Genomic DNA, 13,663 nt, shown 5'->3' on the forward strand with positions numbered 1-13,663 from the left:
GGCGCAGCCTAATCAGGCCTTGCCAGGCACCGTCCTGATCACCGTGCCCCAGGGATCTTCATGCGTCGTCTCGGCCTTCACGTTATCCGAGCGCATTTCGACCCAGGCGAGGCCCGAGCGGGAGGGATCGCGGCGGCCGGCGCCGGCGCTGCGCCAGGAATTGGCACCGATATGGTGGTGGTAGTGGCCGGAGGACAGGAACACCGCCTGACCGCCATATTTGGCGACCGTGTCGAAGCCGAATTCGTCATGCCACCACGCTTCGGCGTCTTCCGGACGCCCGACGCGCAGGTGGACATGGCCGACAATGGTGTTTTCCGGCGCTCCCTGCCAGCCGGCGTCACCGACGGGCACGCTGGCGACGACCGCGGGGAGATTCAGCCGCTCGGTCGACATTGCGATCTTGTCGCCGTTCCATTTCCAATCCTGCGGACGGCGATCGGCGTAGATCTCGATGCCGTTGCCTTCAGGGTCGGTGAGGTAGAGCGCCTCGCTGACCAGATGGTCCGAGGCGCCTTCGATGCCGATCCGGTTGGCGGCGGCATGGCTGATCCACCGGCCGAGATCGGCGCGCGATGGCAGCAGGAACGCAGTATGGAACAGGCCGGCGCTGCGCGGGTCGTCAGGCTTGGCCGAGGCATCCTGCTCCAGCACCAGCAGCGGGCGGCCCGCGGCGCCGAGGGTGATCGCGCCATCGGCGCGGCTCAACTCCTGCAGGCCGACGACGGCACGATAATAGGCGGCAAGGTTTTCGGCATCGCGCGCCTTCAACCCGACACGCGCGACGCTGACCGGGGTGGTCGCGGCAAAAGGCAGTTCGCTCATCACACTCTCCGTTCGGGCGCCGATCTCACGATGGGCAGTCGCTCCGACGTTTATTAGTCATTCCTGTTCCCTCTCCAGATCGTTCATCATCATCGTTCACACAAGGTTGAAAGAATCGAACACGTTGTTCACCTTTGTGATGCCACTGCATTCCACCGGCCGGTTGCATCAGACAGGGGCGCTCGCTACATCGGCGCCATGAAAGTCAAGGACGCCGATATTCTCATCATACCGGGCTACACCAATTCCGGGCCCGAACACTGGCAGACCCGGTGGCAATCGAAATTGTCGACGGCACGCAGGGTCGAACAGGCCGAGTGGACGAAACCCGTGCGCGAGGACTGGACGGCAAGTGTAGCGAAAGCTGTCAACGAGGCCGAGCGGCCGGTAGTCATCGTCGCGCATTCGCTGGGTGTGGCGGCGGCGGTGCAGGCGATCCCGCAATTCCAGAAGCCGGTCGCGGGCGCCTTCTTCGTGGCGCCCCCTGATGTCGCCAATCCGGAGATCAGGCCGAGGCACCTGATGACCTTCGGACCCTATTCGCGCGAGCCCCTGCCCTTTCCGTCGATCGTGATCGCCAGCCGCAACGACCCGTTCTGCGCCTTTGAGGTTGCCGAGGACATCGCCGCCGCCTGGGGTTCGCTGTTCATCGACGCCGGCGACGCCGGCCATCTCAACCAGGACGCGGGCTTCGGCCCCTGGCCGGAGGGATCGATGACTTTCGCCAAGTTCCTGACGGAATTGAAGGAGCCTTGAAACGCCGGCGCCTCAGGCGCCGATCGAATCCCGCATGCTCTTCAGCAGCGTCCTGGCTCCGAGCGAGATCAGCGTGTGGTCAGAACCCATGGCGAGCAGCCGATAGCCCATCGACACGACGCGGCCGGCCACGGCCGGCTCGATGACATAGATCGCGGCGTGCTTGCCTGCCTTGCGCGTCCGCTCGGCGATCGAGGCGACCGTCTCCATCATGCTTTCCAGCGTCGAATTGACGGTGGTGCCGTTCGACCAGGCGATCGAGAAATCCGACGGCCCGACGAAGATGCCATCGATGCCGGGCGTCTCGAGGATGCCGTCCAGCGCCTCGAACGCCGCACGCGTCTCGACCATGGCAAAGGCCATGGTGCGCTGGTTCGAGTCGCGCAGCCACTCGGCATGGTCGCCCTTCCCATGGCGCGGGAAGGCATAGGTCGGGCCCCAAGAACGCTCGCCCATCGGCGGATACTTCATCGCTGCGGCGAACTGCCTGGCGTCGTCTACGGAATTGACCATCGGCGCGATCACCGCCTCGGCGCCGAAATCGAGCGCCCGGCTCGCCATGTCGAAGCGCCCGACCGGGATGCGCACCAGCGCCGGCTTGTTGGCGGCAAGCACCGGCACCAGGCCGCGTAGAACGCTGTCCTCGTGGTGGCCGCCATGCTGCATGTCGAGGGTAACGGCATCAAAGCCCTGCTTGGCGATGATCTCTACCGTCAGCGCGTCCGGCACGCCGGACCAGGCGGTGAACAGCGTTTCGTCGGCGGCCAGGCGGGACTTGAGCGACATCGGAACTTCCTTGGTAACGATCCGCAGTCTCAGCCGGAAACGGCGGCAAGGCTAAGAAAACCGCCCGGCTGAGCCGGGCGGTCGATTGGTCCAACGATTTTTACGTGTTCTTGACCTGCTCGATCGCCTGCGCCATCAGCTCGTCCATGGTGCGGCGGATCTGATGGTCCGACTGGTTGACGCCCGCGGCGTCGAAGTCCTCGCGGATTTTGCGGAAGACGTCATGGTCGCCAGCCTCCTCGATGTCGGAGACGACTACCGCTTTGGCATAGGCCTCGGCATCGGCTCCGCTCTTGCCCAGCTTTTCGGCGGCCCACAGGCCGAGCGCTCTGTTGCGGCGCGCCGAGGCTTTGAAGCGGAGCTCCTCGTCGAAGACGAATTTGCGCTCGAAGCCCTCTTCGCGGTCTTTCATGCTGCTCATGCGTCCCTCCGATCAAATCGATTCGCTTGGCTATGAATATGTGTGCTTACCCAGCACAAACCAAAAGGTCGCGGGCCGGTCAATATGCAACGTCCCATGCTGCGCTGCGGCATTTCGGTTCCGAAAGCGGTTGATCGGCTGGATTTGCCGATTGAGCAAACATTACGATTGCTATAGACACCGGCATTGAACGCACCCGTCGCCACAACTAATTTAGGCAGACGGACAGGAACTGGTCGCTTGCCGCCTGCCCGCCAATCCAGAGAAAAAATCAGATGAAAAATCGCCGCCGCATTTACGAAGGCAAGGCCAAGATCCTCTATGAAGGACCTGAGCCCGGGACGCTGATCCAGTTCTTCAAGGATGACGCCACCGCCTTCAACAAGAAGAAACATGAGGTGGTCGACGGCAAGGGCGTGCTCAACAACCGCATCTCCGAGCACATTTTCAATCACCTCAATCGTATGGGCATCCCGACCCATTTCATCCGCCGGCTGAACATGCGCGAGCAGCTGATCAAGGAAGTCGAGATCATCCCGCTCGAGGTGGTGGTGCGCAACGTCGCCGCCGGCTCGCTGGCAAAGCGCCTGGGCATCGAGGAAGGCACGGTTCTGCCGCGCTCGATCATCGAATTCTACTACAAGGCCGATGCGCTGGACGACCCGATGGTGTCGGAAGAGCACATCACCGCCTTCGGCTGGGCCAGCCCGCAGGAGATCGATGACATCATGGCGCTGGCTATCCGCGTCAATGACTTCCTCTCCGGCCTGTTCCTGGGCGTCGGCATCCAGCTTGTCGACTTCAAGATCGAGTGCGGCCGCCTGTTCGAGGGCGACATGATGCGCATCGTTGTGGCCGACGAGATCTCGCCGGATTCCTGCCGGCTGTGGGACGTCGCCACTCAGGACAAGCTCGACAAGGACCGCTTTCGCCGCGACATGGGCGGGCTGGTCGAGGCCTACCAGGAAGTGGCCCGCCGCCTCGGCATCATGAACGAGAACGAGCCGCCGCGCCCGACAGGCCCGGTGCTCGTTGCCTCTTCCGAGCCCTCGAAGAGCACGAAGCACTGACTTCCAGCGCGGGCCTGCCGGAAACGGCGTGCCCGCCCTCCGCACTACCGATCACTCAGGAGTATCGATGAAAGCCCGCGTCACCGTCACCCTCAAGAACGGAGTTCTCGACCCGCAGGGCAAGGCGATCGAGCACGCGCTCTCAGGACTGGGCTTCGACGGCGTCGGCCAGGTGCGGCAGGGCAAGGTCTTCGACATCGAGCTCACCGGAACCGACAAAGCCAAGGCCGAAGCCGACCTCAAGGCGATGTGCGACAAGCTTCTGGCGAACACGGTGATTGAGAATTATAGTGTGGCTATTACCTGAAGTTGTGCCGGAGGCATTATGCCGGAAGCCACGAATGAGCTGATGTTCGGGCTTTTGAAGTGTGTGCACCATGAACTGGTGAGCTTCGCCAGGATGTCTCCGAGACGAAGCGCGAGTTGAATGTGATACGGGGTCATTTGGTGGCTACGCAAAGCGACATCCATAATATTTATGGGATTTTGGCGCGCCAGGATGATCGGCTCGATCGTATAGAAAAGCTTGGAACTTCGCGAACTCGCCGAAGCTCAAAGGCCTTTTGAACTTTGGTGGCATGTGGGACTATCTTCAGCATGCCGAACGATATCCAAATCTCGAAGTTCATGAGCCTCGTTCTGCGGCATGCGCCGCAGGAGGCAGGGCTCGCCCTCGATGACAGCGGCTGGGCCGATCTCGCCGCGCTCTGCGCGGTCATTGCGCAGAAGTTCGGCGCCTCGGCGGCCGATGTCGAGCGCATTGTTACGGAAAATCCGAAGAAGCGGTTCGCAATCGACGGTAATCGCATTCGCGCCGTCCAGGGTCACAGCGTCGACATCGATCTCGGACTTGCGCCCAGCGCTCCGCCCGCGCTGCTCTATCATGGCACCAAGGAAGAGTATCTTCGCGCGATCCTGCGCGAAGGCCTGACCAGCCAATCGCGCCAGCATGTGCATCTATCGAAGGATATCGGAACGGCCCGGATCGTGGCGCGCCGCCGCAAGGGAAAGGATGCTATCCTGCGCATCGACTCGGCAGCCATGACTGGGGATGGAATGACTTTCTTTCTATCCGACAATGGCGTCTGGTTGACCAATCACGTCCCACCCCGGTATCTGCATCAGATCAGCGAACGGGAACTGCAATGAAATCAGCCGTCGTACTCCTCCCCGGTCTCAACCGTGACCGCGACATGATCGCGGCTCTGACCAAGATTTCCGGTCAGGCGCCGGCGACCGTCTGGCAGACCGATACCGAAATCCCGGATGTCGACCTGATCGCCATTCCCGGCGGCTTTTCCTTCGGCGACTATCTGCGCTGCGGGGCGATCGCCGCGCGCATGCCGGTGATGCGGGCAGTGGCCGAAAAGGCGGCCAAGGGTGTCATGGTCATCGGCGTCTGCAACGGCTTCCAGATCCTGGTCGAGGCGGGGCTGCTCCCCGGCGCCCTGATGCGCAACGCCTCGCTGAAATTCGTCTGCCGACACGTGAAGCTCGAGATCGCTAACGCGAACACGATGTTCACCCGCGGCTATCAGCCCGGCCAGATCATTCGCTCACCGGTCGCGCATCACGACGGCAACTATTTCGCCGACGCCGAAACGCTGGCCCGCCTCGAAGGCGAAGGCCAGGTGGTGTTCCGCTATGCCGAAGGCACCAATCCCAACGGCTCGATCAACGACATCGCCGGCATCGTCAGCGAGAAGGGCAATGTGCTCGGTCTGATGCCGCACCCGGAGAACCTGATCGAGGCGGCACACGGCGGCAGCGACGGCCGGGCGCTGTTCGAAGGCGCGCTTGGCGTCGCCGCTTGATCCTTTCAGACGATTCCTTCAGACCATTCTTTCAGACGAACGGGGCGGCCTGACCATGAGACTGACGATTACTCGCCTTGCTCTCCTGGCCGCCGCCGGATTTGCGCTCGCCTCTTGCCAGTCCGGCTCGAAGACCACGCCGCCCTCCTCTGGCAAGAGCGCTTCCCTGCTTGCCATGGAGCAGGTCGCCATCGCCGCTCACAAGTGCTGGATCGCCAGCAAGGACCCGGCCTTCAGGCCCTATCAGATGGCCAACGAGCTCAACTCCTACAGCGGCACGCCGCGCTTCCTGCTGGTGCCCGCCAAGCACTATGGCGGCAAGCCGCTGCTGGTCGTGCAAGCACAAGGCAATTCCCGCAAAGTGGACGTGTTCGGGCCGTTGATGGCCGAACCGCTGGGCGCGCGCATAGGCTCCGACATCGCGCGCTGGCAGGCCGGCAATTCATCCTGCGCCGCTGCCGCGTGACTCGGCCGTAGCCCACTTCCTGCAAATGCAGGATTGACGGTCGGCTTTTCGCGCTCGTCAATCAACATACCATCGAAGCTCTGTTCGCGGTCGGTGTATGCCCAAACCGCGCAGCGATTTGACATGCATCGCAACAATCAAGGGCGTCGCGACGCGCTTAGTCCCAGAACGGCCTGATACCTTCGCGATGGGCGTCGCAGCGCGAAATGCCGATGTCCTTGAGCTGCTCGTCGGTCATCTCCAAGAGCGCAAGGCGTCCGCGACGGCGTTCCAGCATTCGGTCGATTTGCCTGGCGATGGCACGAAGCACGAATACGACCCGGTCAACGAACCCGCGGCGCCCCGACGGGCGGCCGTGCAACCCGGCGCTGTCATAACGGAATGTATCAATTGTATTCATCTTGCGATCAACCAATTCTATCAATTGTACTCTAGTTACCTGCGTTCTCATATCGATTGACTCGTCTCGCGATGCAATATAAAAAATTGTCACCATGACAAATTGGCTCCCAGACCTCGCTTCCGGTTCCGGCCCTCTCTATCAGCGCCTTGCTGACAGCATTGAGTCAGATATCGACAAGGGCGTCATCGATGCGGGTGCAAAACTGCCGCCGCAGCGCGACCTCGCCTACGACATTGGCACTACGGTCGGCACGGTCGGCCGGGCCTATCAGTTGCTGCGCGAGCGCGGGCTGGTGAGTGGGGAGGTCGGGCGCGGCACCTATGTGCTCGCGCAACGCGCGGAGAGCCCCAAGCCCGAGCTGCAGCCCGCCGCGCTCGGAACGCGGCTCATCGATGCGCCGAGCGGCAAGTTGCGCTTCGACAGCACCGCCGCCCCCGATGTCGGACAAGGCGCATTGATTGCCGAACTGCTGGCGCGGACGGCGGAGGAGCACCCCCACGACATTTCAAGCTATACCAGGGATTTCCCGGATCGCTGGTTCGAGGCCGGCGGCCTTTGGCTCAAGCGCAATTCCTTTCACCCCTCGCCCGATTCGATCGTGCCGACGCTTGGCACCCATGCGGCGGTGATGGCGGCGATCGCGGCGCTCACCACGCCTGGCGACACGATCGTCTTCGAGCATCTCACCTATTCGCAGATCTCGCGCAGCGCAGGTCTGATCGGGCGCCGTACCGCGCTGGTCTCGGCGGACGATGAAGGTCTCGATCCCGACGATTTCGAACGCGTCTGCGCGCAGAAACACCCGAAGATGATGTTCGTGATGCCGACGGCGAAGAACCCGACGCTGGTTACGCTGTCGGCGGAGCGGCGCCAGGCGATCGCGCGTATAGCGCGCGAGTACAATGTCGTCCTGATCGAGGATGATCTTTATGGCGAATTGACCGACGATCCGACGCCACTGCTCGCCGAATACGCCCCTGAGCGCACGATCGTAGCCGGCGGCCTGTCGAAGTCGGTCGCGGCCGGCGTGCGCGGCGGCTGGCTGTCCTGCCCGCCCGCCTACCGCCACCGCATCCGCGTGGCGCACAAGATGATGACCGGCGGGCTGCCCTTTCTGCTGGCGGAGGTCGGAACAAGGCTGGTGATGTCCGGCCAGGCCAGCGATATCCGCAAGCGCTGCATTGCCGAGATCCAAGCTCGTCTCCATGTCGTGCGCGAGACGCTGGCTGGCTTTGACTTCAAGGCGCGGGACAATGTGCCCTTCGTCTGGCTCACCTTGCCGGATCCTTGGCTCTCAGGCACCTTCAAGAATGCCTGCCTGGCGCAGGGCTTGCTCATCGACGACGAGGACGAGTTCAAGGCCGGTCGTTCCGAGCAAGTCTTCCACGGCGTCCGCTTCGGTGTTTCGCAACCCCGGCAAAGTAAGGACGTCGCCGGTGGCGTCGCGGTCATCCGCCGCCTGCTCGACGAGGGCCGCGCCGGCTACGACAGTTTTTCCTGACCAGTCCTTTCCCAAGCGCCTCGCGCTACCGGCCGGTGCCGGCGCAGCGGTTTTGCGGCGTTTTCGTCGTGCTTTGGGGGTGTATCGCTCGAAAGCTTGCGATAAGAGGAGACTCAGAAAAGCCCCCTCTCCCACGGATACCAATCGCCGCTCATGACCATATCCAATTCCGTGCCGATCACCCCCGAGCTCGTCGCCGCGCATGGGCTGAAGCCCGACGAATACCAGCGCATCCTCGATCTGGTTGGCCGCGAGCCGAGCTTCACCGAGCTCGGCATCTTCTCGGCGATGTGGAACGAGCACTGCTCCTACAAGTCTTCCAAGAAATGGCTGCGCACGCTGCCCACCAGCGGCCCGCGGGTTATCCAGGGGCCGGGCGAGAATGCCGGCGTAGTCGACATTGGCGACGGCGACTGCGTCGTCTTCAAGATGGAGAGCCACAACCACCCCTCCTATATCGAGCCCTATCAGGGAGCCGCGACCGGCGTCGGCGGCATCCTGCGCGATGTCTTCACCATGGGCGCGCGACCGGTTGCGGCGATGAACGCATTGCGCTTCGGCGCGCCTGACCATCCCAAGACCCGGCACCTGGTTGCTGGAGTCGTTTCCGGTGTCGGCGGCTACGGCAATTCGTTCGGCGTGCCGACCGTCGGCGGCGAGGTCAATTTCGACGCCCGCTACAACGGCAACATCTTGGTCAACGCCTTCGCGGCCGGCCTCGCCAAAACCAACGCCATCTTTCTGTCGCAGGCCAAGGGCGTCGGCCTGCCGGTCGTCTATCTCGGCGCCAAGACCGGGCGCGACGGCGTCGGCGGCGCCACCATGGCCTCGGCCGAGTTCGACGACAAGATCGAGGAGAAGCGGCCGACCGTACAGGTTGGCGACCCCTTCACCGAAAAGTGCCTGCTGGAGGCCTGCCTCGAGCTGATGGCGTCGGGCGCGGTCATCGCCATCCAGGACATGGGCGCCGCCGGCCTGACCTGCTCGGCGGTCGAGATGGGCGCCAAGGGCGATCTCGGCATCGAGCTCGACCTCGACAAGGTGCCGGTGCGCGAGGAGCGCATGAGCGCCTACGAGATGATGCTGTCGGAAAGCCAGGAGCGCATGTTGATGGTGCTGCGCCCCGAGAAAGAGGAGGAAGCCGAGGCGATCTTCCGCAAATGGGGCCTCGACTTCGCCATCGTCGGCAAGACCACCGACGACCTGCGCTTCCGCGTGCTGCACCATGGCGACGAGGTCGCCAACCTGCCGATCAAGGAACTGGGCGACCAGGCGCCGGAATATGATCGCCCCTGGGTCGAAACGAAGAAGCCGGCGTCGCTTGCAGCGAACGACGCGCCCAAGGCCGACGTCGCTGACGCGTTGCTCACGATGCTGGGCGGACCGGACCTCTCTTCGCGCCGCTGGGTGTGGGAGCAGTATGACACGCTGATCCAGGGCAATTCGCTGCAGCTCCCAGGCGGCGATGCCGGCGTGGTGCGCGTCGAAGGCCATCCAACCAAGGCGCTCGCCTTCTCTTCCGACGTCACGCCGCGCTATTGCGAGGCCGACCCGTATGAGGGCGGCAAGCAGGCCGTCGCCGAATGCTGGCGCAACCTGACGGCAACGGGCGCCCTGCCGCTTGCCGCCACCGACAATCTTAATTTCGGCAATCCGGAGCGGCCGGAGATCATGGGCCAGTTTGTCGGAGCGGTTAAGGGTATCGGCGACGCCTGTCGCGCGCTCGGCTTCCCGATCGTCTCCGGCAATGTCTCGCTCTACAACGAAACCAATGGCCGCGGCATCCTGCCGACGCCGACCATCGGCGGCGTCGGGCTGATCGCAGATTGGTCGAAGATGGCCCGCGTCGGCTTTGCCGCCGAGGGCCAGATGATCGTGCTGGTCGGCGCGCCGCCGACATGGGGCAGCCATCTCGGCCAATCGGTCTATATGCGCGACATCCACGGCCGCGCCGACGGTTCGCCGCCGCCCGTCGACCTCGAACATGAAAAGCGCGTCGGCGACCATGTGCGCGCGCTGATCGCTTCCGGCATCGTGACTGCCGCGCACGATGTCTCCGACGGCGGCCTTGCCGTGGCGCTGGCCGAAATGGCGATGGCATCCGGCATCGGCGCCACCATTCCCGGTCTCACCGGGACCGATCCGATCCCGGTCTGGTTCGGCGAGGACCAAGGACGTTATCTCCTGACCTTGTCGATCGACCCGCAAAGCGGCGAATGGGACAGGATCCGCGCGGAGCAGGGCAAGCTCGGCATCTTCGCGCCGTGGATCGGCACGACCGGTGGCGACATGCTGAAGCTCGGCGAGGCGCGTGCCGTTCCGGTCAGCGAATTGACCGCCGCCCATGAGGGCTGGTTCCCGCGCTTCATGGATCAGGCCATTTGACCAGGCTGGCGGTCCGGGCGCTGCTTGCAGCGGTTTTCTGGCCGTCGCTGTTCTTTTTCTGGTTCCTCGGCCCGTTCGTCTTTCTGCTGCTGTCGACGACCTCGAGCGAGGTCTGTCCAAGGCTCGAAACGCGAGCCGAGTTCCTTGCTGCGGCGAACGGCGCAATCCCGTTGCTGGCCGCTCAGGACCTCGTCTACGCCATTCCTGTTTTGTGCCTGGTGCTGTGGCAGCGCCTTTTGCCGGAGCCGGCTCGGGCAAGGCATATCGTCACTTGCGTCAAGCTCTTCGCCATTGCAACCGCCATCGGAGCGCTTTGGGCGTATGGTTCTTCGCTTATGTGCGATGGCTACGGCCGGCCGTTTTTCTCCCCGGTCTGGCAGTGGACGAGCTACTTGCCGATGGTCGGTATCGCGATAAACGTGCCGCTCTACGTGCTGACCTTCAGCCTCGGTCGCGCCTACTCGACGCGCGAGGATGTGTCCGCCGGCGACGCGGCTCAGCCGGATCGGAATGTCCCGTGAAGCCTCGGTCACGGATGGAACCGCTTCAATCCGGACCGGAAAGGCTCTACGCTTATCCCCGACTCTCATCGCACGGGCTGCGCCCGCTCGAAAACAGGATTTCTGCCATGGCAATGGATGCGCACGACATCGAACGACTGATCAAGGAAGGCATTCCGGACGCCAAGGTGACAATTCGCGATCTGGCTGGTGACGGCGACCACTACGCTGCCGAAGTGGTGGCCGAGAGCTTCCGCGGCAAAAGCCGCGTCCAGCAGCACCAGATGGTCTATGACGCGCTGAAAGGCAATATGGGCGGCGTGCTGCATGCGCTCGCCCTGCAGACCAGCGTTCCGGACTGAGTGTTGACGCCGCGGTTGTTCAGATCTTTACCAGCATCGCCGTGAGGTACATGAAGCCGACCCCGGCTGTAAGCCCGGCCATCGCAGCCGGTGCGAGCAAGGCGCGCGAGCCATCGGGGCGCTGGCGAAGCTGCAGCGAAACCATCTCGACGATCACTTGCAGGATCGCTCCGGCGCCGATCGCCAGCGCCAGCGCCGACCATTGTGGCGCATAGGCGAGGCTGCCGATCCATAGGCCGACGACGGCTGGACCTCCCGCGAGCAGCGTCAACATGGCGAAGGTCCTGAGCGGCGGTTGCTGCTTCAGGATCGGGGCGGCGATGGCGATGCCTTCGGTGATGTTGTGCAAGGTGAAGCCAAGCACCAGGAACGTGCCGAGCCCGGCTGCGCCCGAGACGAAGGCGGCGCCGATCGCCAGCCCTTCGCCGAGATTGTGCAGGCCGATGCCGAGTGCGATGAAGGTGGCAAGCGCCAGCCCGGTCGGTGTCCCGCTGCGCCGGCCTGCCGCCATGAGCAGAAGGAAACTGGCGGTGGCTGCGAGTACGATCATGGTCGACCCCTGGAACAGGGCGGCTGCTTCGCCGGCCAGTTCGAACGCGTCCTCGAGCGTGTCGACGAAAAGGAAGGCGAGCAGACCGACGGTCATCGACAGGAGAAAATCCATGCCGTTCCGCCCGACCCCGCGTAGTGCCGGATAGAACATCAGGCCGATCGCCACGGGCAGGATGCCGACAAAGCCGCCCAGCACCGCTTGCGCGGCAAAGCTAGGTGAACTGCGCGTCGGTGTGGGTACGGCGACGGCGATATCGTGCCCGAATGTTGTCCCGGTACTGGTTACGACATTGATCGCATGCGCCTCCCCCAGCACCCAGGGGTATGGCAGGCTGATCCATGCCGTTGCGCCGCGCGGGATCGGCCCCGGCGGATCCTGCGTGAACTGCCAGTAAGCGTCGTCGACCTGGACCTGTGCGATCGTCATCGGTTCCGACCCACCGGCCCGCACGAGGATTCGAATGCCGTCGTTTCCGATAATTGTCCGCTCGAAGGTCAGGTTCTCGACCGGCGGCGCGCCGTTGCGAAAGCTGGCCAACGGGTCGGAAGAGACCATCCACGCAACCGCGAGCCCGAGCACGGCAAGCGGCAGAACGATCCAGAGCAGAGAGAGCCAGCGCGGCCGACCGGCCTGTGTATCCCGGGAGGTCCGACTGACATCGGTCACGACAAGGCCTCCACGACGTCGAACATGCCCGACCAGCCGAGTTCGGTAAACTCCGACTGGTGGGGATGGAACATGTAGAGGCCTGGCTCGTGCTCCCTGAAATGGAACTCGAGGATACCGCGCTCGGCCTGGCACTGGGTGATCAGATCGACGGTCCTGAGTGTCGGCGTCAGCGTCGTGCCCTGATTGTAGTAGTCGAAGAAATTGGCATGCAGATGGAAGGAGTTGATCGGGTCGAACTCGACCACGTTGACGAGATAGATCCGGACAGGCTTGTCCTTCAGCACCCGTATCGGCTTCTTCGCGTAGGCATGGGCGACGGTGTTGACGGCATAGACCTCGTTCTCGTTGTCGAAATTGGTGTCGAAGGCGTTCATCACCATTACGAATTCCTGCCAGCCGGCATTCTCCGGCGTGCCGAGCAGGCGCGAGCGGGCGACCGCCTCGTGCTCCGGATGCCTGGCAGGATCGGGATCGATGATGAAGGCGCCGTACATACCTTTCTGGATGTGCCGCTTCAGCGGCAGCGCATGGCAATGATAGAGGTGGCAGCCGAACGGCCGGGCGTCGAACTCGTACACGAACTCCTCGCCCGGCCCGATCAGACCGGCGCCGGGAACGCCGTCCATCCGTGCTGCGTGAATGCCGTGGAAATGCATGGAATGCGGATGCGAGCCGTTGTTGCGGAAGACGATCTTCAAGCGATCGCCTTCGGTGGCCCGCAGCGTCGGCCCCGGCACGCGGCCATTGTAGGTCCAGGCGGGGAACAGGATGCCGGGCGCGATCTCGATTTCCTTGTCCTCGGCCGTGACCTCGAAGCTGCGCAGTGTCCGCCCGTCCGGCAGCGTCGACACCGTCCCGGTCTCCCAGTCGCTCAGCAGCTTCACTGGATCGAATCCGTTGCGGCTATCCTCGACCTCGCCGACGGTGATCATCGCCCCATGCGCGGACAGGTGCGCCGGCTGCGGTTCGGCCGCCCCTGGCGTTCCGTGACCGGCGTGGTCGGTCTGCCCGCGCGCCGCGGTCGCCATCACCGCCGTGCCGCCGGCCGCCAGGCCACCGGCCAGAAGCAGCCTTCGATCGAGCTTTTGTTCCAGCAACGATTTCGTTTCGCGCATATCCGCGTTCCTCCAAGGCATCGGCAAGGATAGCGCA

The 13,663-nt window shown here is 63.6% G+C and carries 16 protein-coding genes; 10 read left to right on the top strand and 6 right to left on the bottom strand.

Features of this window, described 5'->3' with window-relative positions:
- Positions 1-12: 12 nt before the first annotated feature.
- On the bottom strand, positions 13-825 hold the full coding sequence (locus EOD29_RS23535; protein ID WP_127248031.1) for a VOC family protein: 813 nt from the start codon (positions 823-825) through the stop codon (positions 13-15).
- Positions 826-1,023: 198 nt separating this feature from the next.
- Between EOD29_RS23535 and EOD29_RS23540 the strand changes: the two genes are divergently transcribed.
- Complete coding sequence (locus EOD29_RS23540; protein WP_066995180.1) at positions 1,024-1,581, top strand: alpha/beta hydrolase; 558 nt, start codon at positions 1,024-1,026, stop codon at positions 1,579-1,581.
- Positions 1,582-1,593: 12 nt separating this feature from the next.
- Here the strand turns inward: EOD29_RS23540 and EOD29_RS23545 are convergent, their stop codons facing one another.
- Positions 1,594-2,367 carry an HpcH/HpaI aldolase/citrate lyase family protein gene (locus EOD29_RS23545; protein ID WP_095779612.1) on the bottom strand — a complete coding sequence of 258 codons (774 nt, stop codon included), beginning with the start codon at positions 2,365-2,367 and terminating at the stop codon, positions 1,594-1,596.
- Between the two features lie 100 nt (positions 2,368-2,467).
- Positions 2,468-2,788 (bottom strand): DUF1476 domain-containing protein, encoded by a 321-nt coding sequence (locus tag EOD29_RS23550; protein ID WP_066995175.1) that lies wholly within the window; start codon positions 2,786-2,788, stop codon positions 2,468-2,470.
- Between the two features lie 275 nt (positions 2,789-3,063).
- Between EOD29_RS23550 and purC the strand changes: the two genes are divergently transcribed.
- From purC to EOD29_RS23580, 5 genes are all read left to right on the top strand, one after another.
- Positions 3,064-3,858 carry a phosphoribosylaminoimidazolesuccinocarboxamide synthase gene (purC, locus tag EOD29_RS23555; RefSeq protein WP_040969563.1) on the top strand — a complete coding sequence of 265 codons (795 nt, stop codon included), beginning with the start codon at positions 3,064-3,066 and terminating at the stop codon, positions 3,856-3,858.
- 67 nt (positions 3,859-3,925) lie between these two features.
- A complete protein-coding gene (gene purS, locus EOD29_RS23560) occupies positions 3,926-4,165 on the top strand; it encodes a phosphoribosylformylglycinamidine synthase subunit PurS (RefSeq protein ID WP_066995172.1) in 240 nt (79 codons plus the stop codon).
- A 290-nt stretch (positions 4,166-4,455) separates the two neighbouring features.
- The gene (locus EOD29_RS23570; protein ID WP_127248032.1) at positions 4,456-5,007 is read left to right on the top strand and encodes an RNA 2'-phosphotransferase; all 552 of its coding nucleotides are present in this window, start codon (positions 4,456-4,458) and stop codon (positions 5,005-5,007) included.
- On the top strand, positions 5,004-5,672 hold the full coding sequence (purQ, locus tag EOD29_RS23575) for a phosphoribosylformylglycinamidine synthase subunit PurQ (RefSeq protein WP_127248033.1): 669 nt from the start codon (positions 5,004-5,006) through the stop codon (positions 5,670-5,672). Before EOD29_RS23570 ends, purQ begins: the two co-directional genes overlap by 4 nt.
- Before the next feature lie 55 nt (positions 5,673-5,727).
- Entirely contained in the window at positions 5,728-6,138 is a 411-nt protein-coding gene (locus EOD29_RS23580; RefSeq protein ID WP_127248034.1) for a hypothetical protein, read from the top strand.
- Positions 6,139-6,295: 157 nt separating this feature from the next.
- On the opposite strand, the gene EOD29_RS23585 is transcribed toward EOD29_RS23580, so the two are convergent.
- A complete protein-coding gene (locus tag EOD29_RS23585) occupies positions 6,296-6,538 on the bottom strand; it encodes a DUF1127 domain-containing protein (protein ID WP_127248047.1) in 243 nt (80 codons plus the stop codon).
- A gap of 94 nt (positions 6,539-6,632) precedes the next feature.
- Between EOD29_RS23585 and EOD29_RS23590 the strand changes: the two genes are divergently transcribed.
- The 4 genes from EOD29_RS23590 to EOD29_RS23605 all read left to right on the top strand — a co-directional run bounded on the left by EOD29_RS23590 (position 6,633) and on the right by EOD29_RS23605 (position 11,289).
- On the top strand, positions 6,633-8,042 hold the full coding sequence (locus EOD29_RS23590) for a PLP-dependent aminotransferase family protein (RefSeq protein WP_127248035.1): 1,410 nt from the start codon (positions 6,633-6,635) through the stop codon (positions 8,040-8,042).
- 153 nt (positions 8,043-8,195) lie between these two features.
- On the top strand, positions 8,196-10,427 hold the full coding sequence (gene purL, locus EOD29_RS23595) for a phosphoribosylformylglycinamidine synthase subunit PurL (protein WP_095800845.1): 2,232 nt from the start codon (positions 8,196-8,198) through the stop codon (positions 10,425-10,427).
- Positions 10,424-10,948: a hypothetical protein gene (locus EOD29_RS23600; protein WP_067328318.1), complete on the top strand. Its 525-nt coding sequence runs from the start codon at positions 10,424-10,426 to the stop codon at positions 10,946-10,948. Before purL ends, EOD29_RS23600 begins: the two co-directional genes overlap by 4 nt.
- Positions 10,949-11,055: 107 nt before the next feature.
- Positions 11,056-11,289 (top strand): BolA family transcriptional regulator, encoded by a 234-nt coding sequence (locus tag EOD29_RS23605; RefSeq protein ID WP_023674714.1) that lies wholly within the window; start codon positions 11,056-11,058, stop codon positions 11,287-11,289.
- A gap of 19 nt (positions 11,290-11,308) precedes the next feature.
- On the opposite strand, the gene EOD29_RS23610 is transcribed toward EOD29_RS23605, so the two are convergent.
- Complete coding sequence (locus tag EOD29_RS23610) at positions 11,309-12,508, bottom strand: ZIP family metal transporter (RefSeq protein WP_127248036.1); 1,200 nt, start codon at positions 12,506-12,508, stop codon at positions 11,309-11,311.
- Positions 12,505-13,626, bottom strand: coding sequence for a multicopper oxidase domain-containing protein (locus EOD29_RS23615; protein WP_066995151.1), 1,122 nt, complete (start codon positions 13,624-13,626; stop codon positions 12,505-12,507). The genes EOD29_RS23610 and EOD29_RS23615 overlap by 4 nt, the downstream gene beginning before the upstream one ends.
- Between the last annotated feature and the right edge of the window lie 37 nt (positions 13,627-13,663).

This window comes from Mesorhizobium sp. M1A.T.Ca.IN.004.03.1.1 (genome assembly GCF_003997555.1).
Lineage (GTDB): Bacteria > Pseudomonadota > Alphaproteobacteria > Rhizobiales > Rhizobiaceae > Mesorhizobium.